The sequence below is a fragment of the Gammaproteobacteria bacterium genome, assembly GCA_041395445.1.
Taxonomy (GTDB): domain Bacteria; phylum Pseudomonadota; class Gammaproteobacteria; order Xanthomonadales; family Marinicellaceae; genus NORP309.
Genome location: JAWLAO010000001.1, coordinates 104,900 through 124,825, shown reverse-complemented (window position 1 = coordinate 124,825; position 19,926 = coordinate 104,900). Strand labels below are relative to the sequence as shown.

The 19,926-nt window shown below is 37.8% G+C and carries 17 protein-coding genes, 3 tRNA genes and 2 pseudogenes; 11 read left to right on the top strand and 11 right to left on the bottom strand.

What is annotated here, in order from left to right:
- Positions 1 to 5 precede the first annotated feature (5 nt).
- Positions 6 to 1,010 carry a YeiH family protein gene (locus R3F25_00615; GenBank protein ID MEZ5495329.1) on the bottom strand — a complete coding sequence of 335 codons (1,005 nt, stop codon included), beginning with the start codon at positions 1,008 to 1,010 and terminating at the stop codon, positions 6 to 8.
- A gap of 3 nt (positions 1,011 to 1,013) precedes the next feature.
- On the bottom strand, positions 1,014 to 2,252 hold the full coding sequence (serA, locus tag R3F25_00610) for a phosphoglycerate dehydrogenase (protein MEZ5495328.1): 1,239 nt from the start codon (positions 2,250 to 2,252) through the stop codon (positions 1,014 to 1,016).
- Positions 2,253 to 2,296: 44 nt separating this feature from the next.
- Between serA and R3F25_00605 the strand changes: the two genes are divergently transcribed.
- Genes R3F25_00605 through R3F25_00580 form a run of 6 tightly spaced genes read left to right on the top strand, consistent with a single transcriptional unit; the run spans position 2,297 to position 8,157 of the window.
- Positions 2,297 to 3,691, top strand: coding sequence for an FAD-binding oxidoreductase (locus R3F25_00605; protein MEZ5495327.1), 1,395 nt, complete (start codon positions 2,297 to 2,299; stop codon positions 3,689 to 3,691).
- The gene (locus R3F25_00600) at positions 3,688 to 3,945 is read left to right on the top strand and encodes a succinate dehydrogenase assembly factor 2 (GenBank protein MEZ5495326.1); all 258 of its coding nucleotides are present in this window, start codon (positions 3,688 to 3,690) and stop codon (positions 3,943 to 3,945) included. The genes R3F25_00605 and R3F25_00600 overlap by 4 nt, the downstream gene beginning before the upstream one ends.
- Entirely contained in the window at positions 3,945 to 4,343 is a 399-nt protein-coding gene (locus R3F25_00595) for a hypothetical protein (GenBank protein MEZ5495325.1), read from the top strand. Before R3F25_00600 ends, R3F25_00595 begins: the two co-directional genes overlap by 1 nt.
- A gap of 2 nt (positions 4,344 to 4,345) precedes the next feature.
- Positions 4,346 to 5,548: a flavodoxin-dependent (E)-4-hydroxy-3-methylbut-2-enyl-diphosphate synthase gene (gene ispG, locus R3F25_00590; GenBank protein MEZ5495324.1), complete on the top strand. Its 1,203-nt coding sequence runs from the start codon at positions 4,346 to 4,348 to the stop codon at positions 5,546 to 5,548.
- Positions 5,541 to 6,851 (top strand): hypothetical protein, encoded by a 1,311-nt coding sequence (locus R3F25_00585; GenBank protein ID MEZ5495323.1) that lies wholly within the window; start codon positions 5,541 to 5,543, stop codon positions 6,849 to 6,851. The genes ispG and R3F25_00585 overlap by 8 nt, the downstream gene beginning before the upstream one ends.
- 7 nt (positions 6,852 to 6,858) lie before the next feature.
- Entirely contained in the window at positions 6,859 to 8,157 is a 1,299-nt protein-coding gene (locus R3F25_00580) for a hypothetical protein (protein ID MEZ5495322.1), read from the top strand.
- A gap of 5 nt (positions 8,158 to 8,162) precedes the next feature.
- Here the strand turns inward: R3F25_00580 and R3F25_00575 are convergent.
- The 4 genes from R3F25_00575 to pgsA all read right to left on the bottom strand — a co-directional run bounded on the left by R3F25_00575 (position 8,163) and on the right by pgsA (position 9,144).
- Positions 8,163 to 8,249 (bottom strand) — tRNA-Leu (locus R3F25_00575).
- Positions 8,250 to 8,272: 23 nt separating this feature from the next.
- Positions 8,273 to 8,346: transfer RNA gene (locus tag R3F25_00570), tRNA-Cys, on the bottom strand.
- A gap of 73 nt (positions 8,347 to 8,419) precedes the next feature.
- Positions 8,420 to 8,495 (bottom strand) — tRNA-Gly (locus R3F25_00565).
- A gap of 88 nt (positions 8,496 to 8,583) precedes the next feature.
- Complete coding sequence (pgsA, locus tag R3F25_00560; protein MEZ5495321.1) at positions 8,584 to 9,144, bottom strand: CDP-diacylglycerol--glycerol-3-phosphate 3-phosphatidyltransferase; 561 nt, start codon at positions 9,142 to 9,144, stop codon at positions 8,584 to 8,586.
- 75 nt (positions 9,145 to 9,219) lie between these two features.
- On the opposite strand from pgsA, the gene R3F25_00555 reads away from it, so the two are divergent.
- Positions 9,220 to 9,879, top strand: a complete 660-nt coding sequence (locus R3F25_00555) for a thiopurine S-methyltransferase (GenBank protein MEZ5495320.1) — start codon at positions 9,220 to 9,222, stop codon at positions 9,877 to 9,879.
- Between the two features lie 21 nt (positions 9,880 to 9,900).
- Here the strand turns inward: R3F25_00555 and murB are convergent, their stop codons facing one another.
- Genes murB through R3F25_00540 form a run of 3 tightly spaced genes read right to left on the bottom strand, consistent with a single transcriptional unit; the run spans position 9,901 to position 13,477 of the window.
- Positions 9,901 to 10,896 carry a UDP-N-acetylmuramate dehydrogenase gene (gene murB / locus R3F25_00550; protein MEZ5495319.1) on the bottom strand — a complete coding sequence of 332 codons (996 nt, stop codon included), beginning with the start codon at positions 10,894 to 10,896 and terminating at the stop codon, positions 9,901 to 9,903.
- Between the two features lie 4 nt (positions 10,897 to 10,900).
- Entirely contained in the window at positions 10,901 to 11,914 is a 1,014-nt protein-coding gene (locus R3F25_00545) for a quinone-dependent dihydroorotate dehydrogenase (protein ID MEZ5495318.1), read from the bottom strand.
- Between the two features lie 42 nt (positions 11,915 to 11,956).
- Positions 11,957 to 13,477 carry an aldehyde dehydrogenase family protein gene (locus R3F25_00540; GenBank protein MEZ5495317.1) on the bottom strand — a complete coding sequence of 507 codons (1,521 nt, stop codon included), beginning with the start codon at positions 13,475 to 13,477 and terminating at the stop codon, positions 11,957 to 11,959.
- 207 nt (positions 13,478 to 13,684) lie between these two features.
- Between R3F25_00540 and R3F25_00535 the strand changes: the two genes are divergently transcribed.
- A complete protein-coding gene (locus R3F25_00535; GenBank protein ID MEZ5495316.1) occupies positions 13,685 to 15,316 on the top strand; it encodes a hypothetical protein in 1,632 nt (543 codons plus the stop codon).
- 5 nt (positions 15,317 to 15,321) lie between these two features.
- A complete protein-coding gene (locus R3F25_00530) occupies positions 15,322 to 15,525 on the top strand; it encodes a diguanylate cyclase (protein MEZ5495315.1) in 204 nt (67 codons plus the stop codon).
- Between the two features lie 20 nt (positions 15,526 to 15,545).
- Here R3F25_00530 and R3F25_00525 read toward each other — a convergent pair.
- Positions 15,546 to 16,749, bottom strand: a pseudogene (locus tag R3F25_00525) (IS256 family transposase).
- Positions 16,750 to 16,935: 186 nt separating this feature from the next.
- Positions 16,936 to 17,914 (bottom strand): annotated as a pseudogene (locus R3F25_00520) (IS5 family transposase).
- A gap of 50 nt (positions 17,915 to 17,964) precedes the next feature.
- On the opposite strand from R3F25_00520, the gene R3F25_00515 reads away from it, so the two are divergent.
- Together R3F25_00515 and R3F25_00510 are read left to right on the top strand one after the other, a co-directional pair.
- A complete protein-coding gene (locus R3F25_00515) occupies positions 17,965 to 18,294 on the top strand; it encodes a diguanylate cyclase (protein MEZ5495314.1) in 330 nt (109 codons plus the stop codon).
- 166 nt (positions 18,295 to 18,460) lie between these two features.
- Positions 18,461 to 19,894, top strand: coding sequence for an outer membrane protein transport protein (locus R3F25_00510; GenBank protein MEZ5495313.1), 1,434 nt, complete (start codon positions 18,461 to 18,463; stop codon positions 19,892 to 19,894).
- The last annotated feature ends 32 nt before the right edge of the window (positions 19,895 to 19,926 follow it).

Below are 19,926 nucleotides of genomic sequence, written 5' to 3'. Positions count from 1 at the left end.
CTAATTCAACTTAAACTCAATACTACAAAATATCCGCCAAATAGTAACCAAGCAAATATAATCAAAGCCAACAGGACTGGCTTTAATCCGGCTTGTTTGAATTTTGAAAGATGAGTTTCAATTCCGAGAGCAGACATTGCCATTGTCAGTAAAAATGTATCCGCGTGATTGATTGAACTGACGATATTTTGCGGGAGCAAGTGCAAAGAGTGAAATCCTGCTACTGCAATAAATAACACAGCAAACCACGGAATGACTATTTTTGATTTGGTATCTGAAGAGTGATTTTGTGTTTTAGCCAATATCCAACCGAGAATCAACAACATCGGAGCGATTAGCATCACACGGGTCATTTTAACAATCACTGCTGTATCGCTTGCAGCGGCATCAATCGCACCACCTGCAGCAACAACTTGAGCCACTTCATGCACGCTACCGCCGACATAGAGCCCATATTGAGTGGCTTGCATATTTAAGATTCCGGTTTTAAATAGAATAGGGTAGAGAAACATGGAAATCGTACCGAATAATACCACCGTTCCTACAGCAATTGCGGTTTTGTAGGCTTCGGATTTGAGCACATCTTCGGTTGCCAGAACAGCTGCTGCACCGCATACCGCACTCCCTGAGGCGACCAGGATGGAAGTGTCTCGATCCAGTTTTAGAAGTTTAATACCAACCAAAGTACCAATAATCATAGTGCTTGTGAGCATGATGATTGAAACTAATAACCCCTCTAAACCAATTTCTGCGATTTGCTGAAAAGTGATACGAAATCCGTAAAACACAATCGCTATTCTCAGCAATGTTTTTGCCGAAAATAACACTCCGGTTAACCACGATTGCGGAATTTTACTTCTTACGGTATTTGCAATCACGATTCCCAAAGCAATTCCAATCACAAGCGGACTGATTGCTAGAGATTTTACTGCCGGGATTTGAGCAATTAGTGTCGCAATTCCAGCGACAATTACAACTAAAATAATTCCTGAAATTTTGCCTTTATCCACTAGTTAACTTCCATGCAGAATACGAACACGAACGGTTCCGTCAATTTGCTCCAAATTATTTTTCAAATCATCAACATCAGTGCCGTTCACATCCAAAATCACATAACCAATTTCACCTTCGGTTTGTAAATGAAGTGCCGAAATATTCATGCCTAACACTGAAAACACATGGTTTACTTTTTCTAAAACACCTGGTTTATTTTCATGAATATGCATGATACGACTTCGCCCCTCGACAAGTTCAGGCAAAGAAACTTGCGGGAAGTTGACAGCGGAAGAAGTGCTGCCGTTATTTGAGTATTTAATCAGTTTGTTTGCCACTTCATTGGCAATGTTGACCTGTGCTTCCTGAGTGCTTCCACCAATATGCGGAGTGATAATCACCTGATCATATTTTATCAGTTCCGAGGTGAATGGTTCTAGATTGCTTCCCGGTTCTTCGGGGAAAACATCTAAAGCTGCTCCTTGAAGATGACCGGACTCCAAAGCATCAATCAAATCCTCAATCACTACCACATCGCCTCTGGCAGCGTTGATGAGATAGCTGTTTGGCTTCATCTTTTGTAATTGTTTCTTGCCAATCATATTGTGGGTTTCAGGAGTTGAAGGAACGTGTAAGCTAAGCACGTCAACTTCAGATAAAAGCTGTTCCAGAGACTCCAAATCCTTTGCATTTCCCATCGGCAGTTTGTTTTCAATATCGTAAAAATAAACCTGCATTCCCATAGATTCCGCGAGGACGCCAAGTTGAGAACCAATATGTCCAAATCCAACTATTCCCAGTTTTTTATTACGAATTTCATAAGAGTTCGAGGCGGTTTTTTGCCATTCTCCACGGTGAGCGGCCGCATTTTTCTGCGGAATTCCACGCATTAAGAAGATGATTTCTGCCAAAACCAGTTCAGCAACGGATCGAGTGTTTGAAAATGGTGCATTAAAAACCGGAATCCCTTGTTTTTTTGCAATTTCCAAGTTGATTTGGTTGGTGCCAATGCAAAATGTGCCGATCGCCATCAATTTATCACAGGCACTTAATATATCATCGGTGAGAAATGTTCTGGAGCGAATTCCAAGGATATGAGCATCTGAAAGCAGTTCTTTCAGAGCTTCCGGCTCAGGTGAATCTTTCAGATAATGAACATTGTTATAACCATCTTTTCGGAACAATTCTTCCGCCAAAGGGTGGACACCTTCCAATAAAACTACTTTTATTTTCTCTTTACTTAATGACAGTTTGCTCATAATCTTCGATAATTGGAACTTTGACGCGACTATTGTAACCGTTCATGGATATATCTGAAATTATTAATTGCATAAAATTAGAGATTGCTAATATAGAGCTTTCGACCGAACTGGATGATTTACTCAATTACGGTCGTGACTGGACACGATTTCATGAAGTGAATGCTTGTTGTGTTGTTTTTCCGAAAACCACAGAGCATATACAAAAGTTAATTCTGCTCGCCAATCAGCACAATTTTAAAATCGTTCCTTCAGGTGGACGTACCGGTTATAGCGCCGGAGCTTTTGCAACTCAGGGAGAAGTCGTTGTATCAATGGAAAAAATGCGAAATATTGTCGAATTTAATCAGCACGATGCTCAGGTAACTGTTCAATCCGGTGTGATTACCGAACAGCTTCAAAATTATGCCGAAGAAAAAGGATTGTTCTATCCGGTGGATTTTGCCTCAAGCGGTTCTAGTCAGATTGGTGGAAATATCGCAACAAATGCCGGAGGGATTCGTGTTTTGCGTTATGGAATGACACGTGATTCCATTGTTGGCTTGAAAGTGGTTACCGGAAAAGGTGATGTTCTGGAACTTAACAATGGTTTGATTAAGAACGCTACAGGCTATGATTTACGTCATTTGTTTATTGGGTCTGAAGGAACTCTTGGAATTATCACAGAAGCAACTATACAATTGGTCAAGCCACCGCTTGAACAGAGTGTCATGTTGCTAGCTTTATCATCTCTTGATGCTGTTATGAGAGTATTTACGTTAGCGAAAAAGCATTTAACCTTATCAGCCTATGAGTTTTTCACCGATATCGCCTTGAAACATGTTTGCAGCCACCGGCAGCTGGAAAGGCTATTTGAAGATGAAGCTCCATGCTATGTTTTGTGTGAGTTTGACAATCCTGAACAAAGTTCAGAGGAAGCGGTTATGCAAGTCTTTGAACAAGGTATGGAAAACGGTGACATTGTCGACGGGCTGATTAGTCAATCGTTAGAACAAGCCGAACAATTCTGGCAATACCGTGAAGGAATCAGTGAATCAATTGCTCATTTTTCGCCTTATAAAAATGATATTTCAGTAAAAGTTTCGCAAGTTCCTGAGTTTATGAATCGTTTAGATGTTTTGGTTAATGAATATTATCCTGATTTTGAACTGGTCTGGTTTGGCCATATTGGTGATGGTAATTTGCATTTGAATATTATCAAATCTGAGGAAATGACCATTGCTGAATTTAAGTCCGCTTGTGAAGATGTTAATAAACATGTTTATGGTTTGATACAGGACATGAAAGGCAGTGTTTCGGCGGAACATGGTGTCGGCTTGATTAAAAAACCCTATCTGGGTTACACTCGAAGTGATGCTGAAATAGAAATCATGAAGCAAATCAAGCAAGTGTTTGACCCAAATAATGTTATAAACCCCGGAAAACTGGTGGATTTATGAGTGAAAGACTCAAAAAAGGCTATCTGCAATGGCGTTGTCGTCGAGGAACTAAAGAGCTGGATGTGATTTTAATCCGCTTTATGGATAGCCATTATGAACAAATGTCAGATGAAGAACTAATAGAGTTTGACCGGCTACTAGATAATCAAGACACATTGCTTTGGGATTGGTTTTGTGGTCATTTAATACCTGAAAACGAGAATGATAAACAGCTGGTTCATAAAATCAATCCGAAATTAGCTGATAAAGTTTAATGCTTAAAATTAAGAGCAATGAATTTCTGAACTTGAACCGATTCGGGCAAATTTTCATCATTTTCCAAATGATTTTTATGCTTTTTGCAGGACTTCGAGGTTGGCTTTTAGTTGCTATTGAGATTGTTTTGGTTGTTATTTTCTACTTTCTATCACGGAAAATCAGTTCAAATTATGGTGCGGAATTTTGGGTGAATCAACAAAATCAATGGATTTGTAAGCAAGGTCAAAACCAGCATGACGTCTCTGTTAAAGATTATTGGATAACGCGAGGATATCTGTTTATCTGGCTCAAAGGTTCAACAAAATCGGTGTCAATTATGCTGTCACGAAGTATAATTGGAGCACAGAGATATTCACAGCTTTTAGCTTTAATCAAACAACCTAGCGAATCATAATAATGAAAAACTTATCCAGAATTCCGGTCAGAGTCGGTGATTGCATTGTCGGTGGCAATGAAGTGATAGTGCAATCCATGACCAATACCGATACAGCCGATGTTCAGTCAACTGTTGAGCAGATTTATCAACTTTGGCAAGCGGGTTCACAGTTGGTTCGTGTGACAGTTGATAAAGAAGAGGCTGCAGCAGCCATTCCTGAAATTATTGATCGGCTTGGTGCTGCCGGTTGCAATGTTCCTGTGATTGGCGATTTTCATTATAACGGTCACGTATTGCTTTCAAAATATCCCAAATGTGCTGAAAAGCTGGCAAAATACCGCATAAATCCGGGAAATGTTGGTTTTGGCAAGAAGAAAGACACGCAGTTTGCTCAAATCATTGAAATTGCCATTAAAAATGACAAACCGGTTCGCATAGGAGCTAATTGGGGAAGTCTTGATCAGAAACTACTGGCAAAAATGATGGATGAAAACAATCAGTTGGACGAACCTCATGAGGCACAGGATGTGATGGAAGAAGCGTTGATTGTATCGGCACTGGAAAGTGCCAAACAAGCTGAAGAACTCGGATTGAGTGCAGATAAAATTATTATTTCCTGCAAGGTCAGCGGTGTTCAGCCGTTAATCAATATTTATCAAAAGCTAGCTCAACGATGTAGTTATCCTTTGCACTTGGGATTAACCGAAGCCGGTATGGGTTCGAAAGGAATAGTAGCTTCGACTGCTGCTTTAAGTATTCTTTTACAACAAGGAATAGGGGATACCATTCGAATTTCTCTCACGCCTGAGCCGAATCAATCCCGGACTGAGGAGGTCATAGTCGCTCAGCAGCTTTTACAAACCATGGGTTTGAAATCTTTTACGCCAATGGTGACGGCCTGTCCCGGTTGTGGTCGAACGACCAGCACGTTTTTTCAGGAATTGGCAAAGAAAACCACAGAGTTTATTCGTGTCAAAATGCCGCAATGGCGGATTCAATATCCCGGTGTAGAAAATATGAATGTCGCCGTTATGGGTTGTATTGTCAATGGTCCTGGGGAAAGCAAACATGCGGATATTGGCATATCATTGCCTGGAACCGGCGAAGCACCAACGGCACCAGTGTTTATTCAAGGCAAAAAAACACACACGCTTCGAGGTGAAAATATCGCTGATGAATTCTTACAGATTATGAATGATTTTGTAGAATCAAACTATGGCTAAAAAGGAAGCCTATATTGATACCAGAAAGTTCTTTCTTTTTAATATTTGGTACTTTATTCGCTTTGCCTTGAGTGGACAAGTTGTATTTACGCTCATCTTCTATTCAATATTTTCCATTCACCTTGATACAAATAATTACACCATAATAATTTCATATTTAGTAAACCTTGTTTTTCTGGCGTTGTTTTACAACTTTGCATTTGAGGTACTTGTTGAATCAGCAAGAGGGAATATGTCTCCATTGTTTGATAAGAGCTATCCTGTTAGTGATGAAGTATTTCTAAAAGTTGCTTTTCTAAGCCTGATGATAGAAATGATATTGTTCCTGATAGCTGAGAAAGGTTATGGAGAGCAAGTGGCGTATTCCTTTCAGATATTAACAACATTTATAACGCCAGCTATATTCATGGTTTTGGCACTAACTGACTCTTTATTATTAGCTTTCCACCCAAGAGTTTTGATAAAAGTAATTGGTGCTTCGTTTTCTTCGTATATTGTGTTTGTACTATTTTGGTTTGGAGCTTCAAAGTTATATGATTCCGTAATTAATATTTATGCTTATGAATATTTACCTGTTTTTGCCAATCAAGTGGTGTCGGTTTTCTTTAAGTTTTTACTCCTGATTATAAATTTTCATATTATGGGATATCTGGTTTTTCAAAACAGATATTTATACGACCTTGAATATTTGGGCTTCAAGAATATTGATGATGATATTTTAAAAGTTAAGTACAATAAAATAGTCACCACTCACGAGGAAGTAAAAAAACATATTCGCTTTCATGAGTTTGATAATGCCCTCAATTTGATTGCCGATTTACAGAGAAACGGGGATTATAGCCCTGAATTAGAGGAGTTAAAACAACAGGCTGAAACCAGAAAAAAATACACTCCAACCAATATGGATGTCGCAGACAGAGCTCATACATATCTCAATGCGAATAAACGCAGAGAAGCATTTCATCTTGTAATCAATCATATCAAATCTGGAAATGAATACACCGAAGTCGCCGCATTTGACATTAGCCGATTAGTTCAATATGCTATGATTACCAATCAAACGGAACATGTTGCACATTTTGTCAGAGGGTTTCATGAAAAATACCCTTACCATGAAGATATTGTGAGGAATTACTTTTCTCTGGTTCAGGTGCTCTATAAAAATAGAAAAACAAGAGCCAAAGCAAAAGAGTTATTGCTTACTTTAATCGAAGATTATCCGAATGACCGATATATGCCTGAGATATTATCATGGTATAAGGGGTTGAAACTAATTGAGAAAGCTCCAAAGATAGTAAATTGACCGAAATATGACTGAAAATAGAAAACAAATTATCAACACCAAAAAGCTATTTATCTTTAACTTACATTATTTTATCAGTTATCTTTTTAGCTGGCAGGTGATGCCATTCTTGGCGGTTTTTTCATTGTTCTATCTGCTTTATCCGCTTTCTCCTTTGCTGTATTTATTTGGTAATGTTGCTATCATGATGATGGTTTATAAATTGGCATTTGACATCCTGGCTTATGTCGCTGCCGGTGATATGTCTCCCCATGAAGTTCGGCAGAATTATCTGGTCACTAACGCTATTGCGGTTAAGGTTTTTGTGATTGCATTATTGGTTGAAGGAACGCTCAGATATATGGAGTATAAAGGAGTCAATGCTGCGTATAGGTACTATGTGCTTAGTGCGACCGCTTTTGTGACTCCAGCGGTTTATATGAGTTTAGCTTTGACGAATTCGTTGTTATTTGCTCTCAACCCAATCAATATTTTCAGAGTGATTAAAACCACCCATATTTCCTATTTGTTATTTGTCGGTTTTTGGTTGTTTACGATTTTCTTGCATGAGATTATTATCAATCCTTTTGTCTTCAAATATTTCCCTGTTTTTATTGATGGAATTGTTTCCAGCTTTATAGAGTTTTCATTTCTGATTTTAAATTTTCACATTATGGGGTATATCGTTTTTCAGAAACGCTATCAATTTGATTTAGCAGGTATTGGTATTAAACATACAGATAATGATTATATCAATATTGAGAAAAAGCCGGAAAATCCTGCTTATGAAACTATCAGAAATCTGCTTGATAATGACGATGAAGACCGAGCTCTGGCAATTATTATTCAACAACAAAAAGAAGGTGACAGAGGAGCTACTTTACAAGGTCTCTATAAACGAGCGATGCAGCAAAAACTTTACAGTCCAACGAATAAGGAAGTTGCCTATAAAATACATCATCTTCTGGAATTAAACGAACCTAGAAAAGCATTTAATCTATTTCGAGATCATTTGGATTCTGGGCAGTCTTTTATTGAACACAAACCGGATGATGTTAGAGAACTTGTTAGCTATGCTGTTAATAATAACAAGAATCAATATATTCCAACTTTAGTGAGAGAGTTTCATAAAAAGTACCCTTATCATGCTGACATTGTTCCAAACTATTTTACTTTAGCTCAAGTGCTTTATAACCAACCGGAAACCAAAGACAAAGCGGTTGCGTTATTGGAAGAAATCCTGAGAGATTTTCCCAACGATTCGAGTATTTCTGAGGTCAGGGGTTGGTACAGAGGAGTAGAGTTGTTAAGAAATAAAGAATGGTAAATAAATGGTGCCCGGGGCCGGAGTCGAACCGGCACGGTGTTACCACCGAGGGATTTTAAGTCCCTTGCGTCTACCAGTTTCGCCACCCGGGCAGGGTACAATTTGTTGCTGAAAATGGAGGCTGGAACCAGATTCGAACTGGTGTCCACGGTTTTGCAAACCGCTGTATAGCCACTCTACCATCCAGCCCTTTTTTCGTTAAAAATTATCACTGGTAGTTGATATTTTAAAACTGAATAGTGCTTGCATTTGCACTGAAATTTGGAGCGGGAAACGAGACTCGAACTCGCGACCCCAACCTTGGCAAGGTTGTGCTCTACCAACTGAGCTATTCCCGCAAAAGAGTTTGCACATTTTATATTGAGAAGTTGATTTGTCAACAATTAAGTTTCAAAAAAAGTGTTTATTTTGACTTTATTTGAGAATCTATATTGTCTCTTTCATCATCGGCCAAGCCGCTCTTAAATAAACATACATTGACCATAAAGTTAAAGCTGCTGCAATGTATAAAAGAGTCAGCCCGATGATATAAACAGGCATGCCCCATAAGTCCCTCTCGTAGAGTAAAAAACCGATTGCGAACATCTGAAACAATGTTTTCACTTTGCCGATGAATGCCACATTAACTGCTGTTCTTTCACCTAATTCAGCCATCCATTCTCGGAGTGCTGAAATAGTAATTTCACGTCCGATAATCACTGTGGTAGCAATCATCATTAAAATAGTAGGGTGATCTTGTAAAAGGATGACTAAAGCTGTTGTGACTGTAATTTTATCGGCGACAGGATCTAAAAAAGCTCCGAATCGAGAATATGTTTTGTGTTTCCTAGCAAAATATCCATCAAAAAAATCTGTGATAGAAGCGAAGAAGAAAACAGTACAAGCAGCTATTCGATTCCACTCAAAGGGCAAATAAAAAAACAATATCATCACCGGTATGAGAGCAACTCTGGAAACGGTTAAAATATTTGGTAAGTTTTTTGTCACTTTATGGTTCTGTTTTTTAATTGGCATTAGAATATACGAGCAATCTATTTAATTCAATAGCGGAAACACATAATAATGCAAAAAGATTTTTGGCTGGAAAAGTGGCAAAATAATCAAACCGGATTTCATAAGAATTCAGTTCATCCTTTATTGATAAAGTATCTCAATTCTTTATCCTTAGAAAAAGGCGATACAGTTTTTGTTCCGCTTTGTGGCAAAAGTATAGACATGCTTTGGTTAAATGACTTGGGCTATAAAGTTATTGGTGTGGAATTAAGTGAATTGGCAGTTGAACAACTCTTTGCAGAAAATCAAATTAATTTTACCAAAATATTTGAAGAGAAGTTTGTTCATTATGAATATCAAAATATTCGGATTTATCAAGGTGATTTTTTTAATTTGAACCACGATATGCTTGAAAACACCAAAGCTGTTTATGATCGAGCTGCATTTATCGCATTACCCGATGATATTGCGAAAAGATATACTAAGAAAATGTATGAGTTATTTAATGAAAATGTAAAAACTTTGTTGATTACATTAGAGTTTGAGAAAAAAAGAGGTCCAACTGGCCCTCCATTTTCTACAACAATTGAGAAAGTGAATCAGTTTTATAAAGATTATTTCAATATTAGATTACTCGAAGAAATCGACATTATTAATGAAGAACCAAAGTTTCAGGAACAAGGTTGTGATTTTCTTTTAGAAAGGTGTTATTTACTCGAAAACCTATAAAATACAAGTTAGCTTCAAGCTTTATACAACCTGCGGTTCAACCTTTAGCTTAATTTTAAATTTTTGGTTCACAGATCGAATGGCTTCTTTACTCAAACTGATGATTTCTCTGCCGGTTGCATTGCCATAATTAACTAAAACTAAAGCATGTTTATCAGAAAACCCGCACTCATGCATACGATGTCCTTTAAAGCCACATTTTTCCAATAGCCAAGCTGCGCTTAACCTAAAGTGGTTGTTTTCAAGAGGGTAGGCAACAATATCATCGTATTTTCTGGATAACTTTTTATATTGTTTTTCATCAATAATTGGGTTCTTATAAAAGCTTCCGACATTTGGCAACTCTGTATAATCGGGTAATTTTCTTTGTCTGATGGCTGTAACTGCATTTGCAATATCTAGATACGATGGATCAAGAATATCTCGTGATTTCAATTCAGCTTTAATACCATCATAAGACAGGTTCTTTTCAGAGTTTGGTCTTAACTCAAAAGCGACTCTGGTAATAATCCAAGGGTTCTCAGTTTCTCTGAAAATACTACTTCGATACATAAATCGACACTCTGCATTGCTGAGCCTTTGGAAAACATTGGTACGATAGTTGAAAACTTCGACCCAAACGATTGTATCCTTAACTTCAACACCATAAGCACCTATGTTCTGTTCAGGAGCTCCGCCAACTGTTCCGGGAATTGCAGCCAGATTTTCAATGCCGCCAAGTCCTTTTTTTGCAGCCCACATAACAAAATCACTCCATTTTGAGCCTGCCCAGGCAACAGTGATTCCGTCGGCCACTCTGGCATGAAATCTGGAAGTCAGATGAACCACAGGCTTTTCTATGTTTTTTGTCAGAACAATATTGCTTCCTGAACCCAGAACAAAGATACCTTGCTTCCCAACAAATGGAACGATTTGCTCCACATCGTGTAAGTTCTCAACCAAAATAAATTGGTCGCAAAAACAGTCTAAAGCTAATGTATTATGTTTTTTTAGGTTAAAATTTTCTTTTACTTTCATGTAATTAATTCTTTTCTGACAAGATTGTCTTATTAATATTCTTGATTAATTCAGGTCCTTTGTAAATCAGGCCGGTATAAATTTGCAGTAGATTTGCACCTGCGTGTATTTTACTCATTGCATCCTCTTCTGTCAAAATTCCGCCAACACCAATAATCGGGAAATCCGGACCAACTGTCGAACGAACGATTCGAATCACTTCATTGGATTTCAATAAAACAGGCTTTCCGCTTAATCCGCCGGTCTGGTTAATATCATTTTCATCAAACAGACTTTCACGTGAAACCGTTGTATTTGTACATATAATTCCATCCATTCCTAAATTTTTAACTGTTTCAGCGATTGAGATGGTGTTTTGTTCGTCCTGATCCGGAGCGATTTTAACGAGAATAGGGGTATATTTATTATTGTTTTTTTGAGTTTCAGTTTGCGCCTGTTTGAGTTTTCCCAGTAGGTGTGAGAGTTTTTCAGTTTCTTGCAACTGACGCAAATCAGCAGTGTTCGGTGATGAAATATTGATTGTTACATAATCTGCAAGCAGGCATACTTTATTAAAACAATACAAATAATCATCAACGGCAGATTCATTCGGAGTATTTTTATTCTTACCTATATTTATTCCTAAAACGGCATCAGGTCGATTTTTCTTAAGTTGCTTGACTAGATAATCCACACCTTTGTTATTGAATCCCATACGATTAATAATTGCCTGATTTTTTGGCAATCTAAATAACCTTGGCTTGGGATTGCCAGGTTGGGGTTTTGGCGTCACTGTTCCAAACTCAAGAAAACCAAATCCAAGTTTTGACAACCCGCTGATCGCATCCGCATTTTTATCAAAACCTGCCGCAAGTCCAACAGGATTAATAAATTTTAAACCGAAAAGCTCTACAGGATTCTCAATGGTTTTTTGACAAGCAATAAGAGACAATGGACTACCTAACAACTTGATGCTGAAGTCATGAGCCATTTCAGATGGTAATTGCTGTAAAAACTTTCTTCCGAGATATTCAAACATAATCAAAAAGGGGAAACAGTATGTTTCCCCAATTAAGCTATTTTAATCAAGATTAAATTTAATGCCTTGTGCTAACGGCAATTCAGTAGAATAGTTGATTGTATTGGTTTGACGACGCATGTACGCTTTCCATGAGTCAGAACCGGCTTCTCTGCCACCTCCGGTTTCTTTTTCACCACCAAAGGCTCCACCAATTTCAGCACCACTGGTACCAATATTAATGTTCGCAATTCCGCAATCACTACCAAATGATGACAAGAATTTCTCTTCATGACGCAAATCATTGGTGAATAATGCTGAAGATAAACCCTGAACCACGTCATTTTGCTCTTCGATCACTTTATCAATATCAGAGAATGTCATAACATAAAGAATTGGAGCAAACGTTTCATCTTTAACAATTTGCCAATCCGCTTGTGCTTTAATGATACAAGGCGTAACAAAGTGACCTTCGCCATCGACTCTTGTTCCACCTGTTAGAACTTCACCACCTGAATCCTTTGCTTTTTGAACCGCATCCAAAAACGTGTTCGCTGAGGTTTCATCAATTAACGGTCCCATTAATGTATCTGTATTTAATGGATTGCCAATTTTGACTTGTTTATATGCATTAACCAATTTTTCAGTCACTTCATCTGCAATGTCTTCATGCAAAAACAAACGGCGAGTGGTTGTACAACGCTGACCGGCTGTACCAACGGCTCCAAAAACAATTGCAGGAATTGCCAGTTTTAAATCAGCGGATTTATCAACTATTAGAGCATTGTTACCACCCAATTCGAGTAAACTTCTGCCCATGCGTTTGGCAACCTGAACGCCAACTTGTTTTCCAACGTGACAAGAGCCAGTAAACGAAATTAAATTGATTCGAGAATCGTCAACAAATTTTTGTGCCAGCTCATTAGAACCATCATTGAAAAGCATAAAAATTGGAGGAAATCCGGCTTCTTCGAGAGCTTTATTACAAATATTCTGAACTGCGATAGAGCACAAAGGAACTTTAGGGGAGGGCTTCCAGATACATACATTTCCGCATACAGCAGCCACAAAAGCATTCCATGACCAGACTGCCACAGGAAAATTAAACGCTGAAATAATTCCAACAACTCCGAGTGGATGCCATTGTTCATACATTCTGTGCCCGGGGCGTTCAGAGTGCATGGTTTTTCCATATAACTGTCTGGACATTCCCACTGCCAAATCAGCCATATCTATCATTTCCTGAACTTCGCCATCACCTTCGGATTTGATTTTACCCATTTCCGCAGCGACCAATGACCCGAGCGCGTCTTTATGTTTACGAAGCGCATCTCCTATCACTCGAACTGCTTCACCTCTTTTAGGAGCTGGTGTTTTACGCCATTCTTTAAATACTTTTTGAGCCTCAGTCACGACTTTTTCATAATCAGCTTCACTCGCTGAATATACAGAGCCTATTAGCTCCCCAGTTGCCGGGTTGAATGATTCAATCAAACCGGAGTCTTTATTATCTATCCAGTCATTGTGTCCAAAACAGGATCCGAGGTTGGTTTTATTTACGCCTAATTCATCAAGAAATTTCATTTAGATATCCAAAATATTTCAAAACTCGCCATTATCTCATTTTTGGTCTGTAAAAGCTAGATAGATATATCTTATTTATTTTCCAGGGTTTAATTTTATGGTTCGGTTTTTATCTAGGTTGAATTCTCACGTTAATCAATGTATTGTTCAAATCGAGATTGGTTGGATCGGGGGACACATAAAATTAAAGGGAGTATTCTTTTCAAATTGGTTCTGTTAGGTATATTCGGAGCTCTTCTGAATCTGCTGGAAGTACCGTTTTTTCTTTATGAAATCAATCTGGTTTTAGCTTCTTCTCTTGTTTATGTTATTGCTGTTTACAGAGATATAAAATCGGCCTTTATGGTCGGTGTCATTTCGAGTTTATCTTTAATAGACAGCAACTGGAATCTTTGGTTATTCCTTTTATATTCGCTAGAAGCCTTATGCATCTCATTCCTCTATCGCAATTATATAAATAATTTATTGTTCAGCGCATTATGTTATTGGGTTTTAGTTGGAATTCCACTCAGCCTAATACAATGGAACCACCTGGATGCAATGTTTGAACATCAAAGCTACCTGTATTATATCAAACTCATATTTAACGCCTTGGTGAATGTGGTTATTGCCTCAGTAATCATAGCCAATCGATGGGGATACAAACTTTTTGTCGATGATAGGCAAAGTATCAGAACTACATTGAGAAAAGTTTATGCACTTCATTTGTCGATAATTTTATTGGCAATTACCTTATGTACCTCTAACGTAATTATTCACCTTGAAATTCAAGAAGCATACACTCATCAGAAAAACCAACGCAATGTTTTATACAACAAGATTAAAAGTGATCTTAATGTAAAAATCAATTCAAACTCATTAGCAATAAACGAAGTTGTACATAGTATGTCTTATGTATGGGATAACCCTGAGGAAAGGAAAAAACATCTTAAGACAGCACATAACCGATTAAGTTTTTTTTACACATTATTAATTGCTGACAGTAGTGGCGAGGTTATTGATGTTTCAATACCTGAAAAATCACATCTTTCTGTACCCAAAACCGGCAAATTAATGATTGATGACAGAGAGTATTTTGTTGAAGCAATGAAAACAAATACTGCCTATATTTCCCCAGGTTTTAAGGGAAGAGGGATTGGTACTGAAGATATTGCTGTCATTAGTCACTCAGTTCCAAATCTTGAATCCAATGATAAATTAGGCATTATCCAAGGTTCTATGCTTTTGGAGCATTTCAAAGAGATAAAAAGTTTTTTGAATGAGTCTGAATTTAATAAAGGTGTGCTTTTGGATCAGAATAACAATGTGTTATTCGCATCAGATTCGCTCAATTTAAAACCTTTATCTGTATTTACTTCAACCAAAAATGAGAAAACAGTAATAGGGTTGGATTTTACTAGAATTAATCTTGGCGCCGATAAGAACTATTTTTTCTATGATGAAAAATTAGATTGGGGTTGGAAGCTAATCCTTCTTGAAGATGATAAATATTTAATAGAAGCCATTAATCGTTACATCGCGTTATTCTCAATTGTGGTGATATTTATAATTGTCTTAGCAGAAATTGTGGCTGTGATTCTGAGCAAATACTGGACTCAGAGACTTTCAAATATTTCCAGAGCCATTCAACACATGGGCTTTAGTTATAACAGTGAAGAATTAGATACTGATGTTGAAACGCTTCCAGAAGAATTGAAAGTAATTTACAAGTCAATCGAAACCATTAATCGTGAAATCAAATTAGTTAAACAAAATTTATATGAGACATTACGTTCTCAATCACAACAGTATCAGACAGTCTCGGCTCAGTTGGAAGAGTTACAAAAAAGGATTACTTAACAGGATTGGATAACAGAGAAACCTTTAATCGCAAACTGAGTCAAATTTGGCAAGAGAAAAAGAATAATTATCAAGCCTTGTCAATTATAGTTTTAGCAATTGATGATTTTAGAGAAATCAACTCGCAAAGAGGAGAAATTTTTGGTGATAATTTACTGGCTCAATTAAGTAAGAAATTATTAGAAATTAGCGAAGAGACGAGCCTGTAAACAATTCTGTGTATCTGCGCTCATACACAATCACCTAAGCGACTTTCAAATTCTATCACAAAACGATTCAAAGCAGGCTTCCAGTTGCGAATGGGCATAGTCCATTTGCGGGAGGCCCCTCTTTACAGCCAAAAATATCGCCTTTTTGGCAGAATCGTCAGTAGGGAATATCTTACGCTTTTTAATCACCTTTCTGATAACACTATTGAGTGATTCTATCGCATTTGTGGTGTAAATGACTTTTCTAATATCTTCAGGGTAGTCAAAAAAGGTGTTGAGATTGTTCCAGTTTGCTCTCCATGATTTGCAATCTGTGGATATTACCGTCCCAACTGGAACAGAATTCATCCAATGCCAAAGCTTCATCTTCTGTGATGGATTTATAAATGCTCTTCCGAACTGTAACTGCCTTGTAATCCTTGTATGGAACATACTTGATGGAGTTGCGCACCATGTGCACGATACACAGCTGGATTTGTGTATCAGGATAAACAGTCTCAATGGCTTCGGGGAAACCTTTTAATCCATCAACACAAGCAATGAGAATATCTTTAACGCCTCTGTTTTGCAATTCTGTGAGGACTCCCAGCCAGAATTTGGCACCTTCAGTTTCAGCAAGCCACATGCCTAAAAGCTCCTTATGACCTTCCATATTAACGCCCAAAGCAAGATAAACGGACTTGTTGATTACTTTTCGGTCTTGTCGAACCTTAACCACCAGACAATCCAGATAAACAATGGGATAAACGGCATCCAAAGGACGGGACTGCCATTCGGTGACTCTGTCGATGACTGCATTGGTGACCTTTGAAATCAGGCCGGCTGATATGTCAGCACTGTATAGTTCCTGGAACATATCAACGATTTCACGGGTACTCATGCCTTTGGCATAAAGGCTCAGAATCTTGTCATCCATGGCTGTGAACCGGGTTTGGTTCTTCTTGATGAGTTCCGGTTCAAACTCCCCATCACGGTCACGAGGGGTGTCCAGAATAAATGCTCCGGTATCGGTTCTCACTGTTTTGGAAGTGTTCCATTGCGGGCATTTCGGGAAATCCGTGAACCCCCTTTATCGTAACCAAGATGGTCATCCAATTCAGCATTGAGGGCTGCTTCAACAGTTATTTTGCTCAGGATTTGGCTGAATTCAGCCAAATCCTTTTGAGTTTTTATACCTTTGGCAAGTTCTTTGCCTAAGGCTTCAAGTTCTTTTCTATTTTTCATAATGTACCTACTTTAACAAATTTCAATTAAAGCAGATACACAGATTTATTTACAGTGCCGAAGAGACTTTTGCTTGATTCATAAAAATTTCTGATTTTTCGATTTTCGATAAAAAACCACTATTTGTTCCGATTTTCTTAATCCCGACTAGCTTTTTGAGGGCTAATCGGGGTGTTTTGCCATATTTCAGGCACAACTATTTTGTATTTTTACCGCTCTTTTAAGGTTATATGCCATGGCAGCAAAGCCTATTGATGTATGTAATTGCATTAATCCTCCATGTCTGGCTTTGGCAATGCCATAATGTAGCTTCAGAATGCCGAACACACTTTCAACACGGTTCCTAACTTGAGACCTCCAAGTATTTGCCAGCCTTTGTTTCTCAGTCAGAGGCTTGTTGCGGTAGGCTCGCTCGTGTATTTTATTTTTATTTTGTTCCTTTGAAGATACTCATCATGTTCCTTGCTTTTATAGGCACTATCAGCATAAGCTTGAGATTCCTCTCCTGTAAGCAGTTTCTTAAATTGTTTAGAATCATGCTCATTGGCAGCAGTACAGGTGTATTTTTGTAAAAGGCATCTTCATCACTGTTACCATGAAGTTTAAAACCATAAGTGGTTTTGAGCTTGCCATCTGAACCTTTTTTACTGGTATAAGCAGCATCTTTATCCTGTGTATTCTCACCGTTTTTTCCATTTTTAGGACGAGAGTTTTTGGCTTCGATTATTGTGGCGTCAATAATACTGACTCCTCCGGCTCTAATCATAATGTTTTGTTCACAAAGTTGTTGGTTGATTTCTTCAAATAAAACCTCTGCCAGTTTTAATTTTCCAATCAGTTTATGGAAACGCCAGATAACAGTATGATCCGGTGTTCCATCACTTAAACCAAGTCCGGTAAAACGACGAAATAATAAATCTCGTGCCAATTGTTTTTCCATGCCTTCATACTCCAGTCCATACCATTGTTGCAGTAACATGATTTTAAACATTAATAGCGGAGGCCATGCTGGCTCTCCTCGTTTGGATGAAAACATATCTCTCAGATGAGCTTCAATTCGACTCCAGTCCAGTAATTCATGAATATCATCGAGTTCTTCAAGGGATTTATGGTGACTAGCTAATGAGTCGGCTAAGCTTGATTGGCTAAGTTGTTTCCAAGACATGATTTTAATAAATTTGTGAACTACGGTAGTTTAACATTTTTTCAAATTTCTTGTGTTTCGAGCAAAGGTCTCGCGAATATGTTTGTATAGCAAGAATAAGTGGAAACAAGTTTGCCTTAATTAATGACTTGAATTCTCACTATGAAACAGTACAGTTTGCAGAAGATATAAAATCCAAAATTGCTACTATGCAAGTTGTTTCATCCGGCGACAATGTATATTCTATTTTTCATCCATCAATTTCAATTGGTGTTGCATCCATTGATCCCTATAAAAGCGATATTGAAGATTTGTTGATAATGATGAACCAAGCTCTTGAAAAGTCGATTCACTCTGGCGGAGATTGCGTTAATGCAATCAATAAGTCAATCTTAGTTTAGAAAAATAAATTAATTGTTGAATTAAAATCAACCCTAACAACAACAGTATAAAGTTGCACTATATAAGGTATGGCTAATTTATCTCGGACTAATATAATTGAATTTGTTTACAAATATAATTGTTTAGGCTAATCTTTAACAAAATGTTAACAGGAGCTTTTTTCATATGAAATTTTCAAACAAAAACAAAATACTAACTATTGCGATTTCAGCCGCATTGTTGACAGCTGGTTCGGCATCAGCGACAAACGGTTATTTTTCTCATGCTTATTCTCAAAAAGAATCAGGAATGGCAGGAGCAGGGGTTGCTAAAGTAAAAAACATTGATGCTCTATCTGGTGCAAACAATCCGGCAAATATGGTTTTTGCAGGTGACAGATGGGATTTAGGCTTAAGTCTATTTAACCCTGACAGAGCCTATTCTGTTGATGGAGACCCATCATTACCGGCAGGTTTTGCACCAATTGGCATGATTCCTTCATGTTCACAACCGGGCGTACAACCTTGTCAATTGCCTTTCGCATTAGGTCAACAATCAATCAAGTCAGAAAATCAATTATTCCCAATTCCAAGTTTTGCTATGAATAAAATGCTGAATGATAATTCATCTTTCGGTTTGATGGTTTACGGAAATGGTGGAATGAATACCGAATATCAAGGTGGTACTGCAAATGTTTTTCACCCTGATTTCCAAACAATTGTAACCGGTCCGGGTACATTTGCTGGCGGCACAACAGGCGTTGATTTGATGCAATTATTTATTGCCCCTACTTATTCCAGAAAAATTGGTGAAGACTCATCATTAGGAGTGAGTTTAATCGGTGCGTTCCAAAGATTTAAAGCAACAGGATTAAGCAGTTTTGCAGGTGTTACCAATGATCCATTGAACCTTTCAAATAATGGATATGATTCATCATTTGGATATGGTTTGAAATTAGGTTTTAATGCAGGTATCACCGAGAATTTACGTTTCGCAGCTTCTTATCAAACCAAGATGGAAATGAGTGAATTCGATAACTATGCGGGTTTGTATGCTGATGGTGGTGACTTTGATATTCCAGAGACATGGACTGTAGGTTTTTCAGCAAATGTTGGCGAAAAAGGTGTATTGGCCGTTGATGTACAAAGAATTAACTATAGTGATGTTAAATCAATCGGAAATGGTATTGAGCCATTATTCTCAGGAGAGTGTTTTGATGCTTTAAATAATTATTTCTTTACTGGAGTACAAGCAGCAACAGGACCTGGATGTGGCGGTGGAAGCAATGGTTTTGGTTTCGGTTGGAATGATATGACGATTGTCAAAGCCGGTTACGAATGGCAACAAAGCGATGACTGGACATTCAGAGTTGGTTACAGTAATGCCGATCAACCGATTGATTCCAGCGAAGTTATTTTCAATATCTTGGCTCCAGGCGTGATCGAACAACACATTACAGCCGGCTTCACTAAGCAATTAGCTGATAATGCTGAAATTACCATGTCTTTCGTATACGGAAATGGCGAAGAAGTATCAGGATCAAATCCATTAGATCCAGGTCAGTCTATTTCAATAGACATGAACCAATATTTGGTAGGTTTCACATATTCCAGAAAATAATTAAATTTTCAGAATATTACAAAAAAAAATGC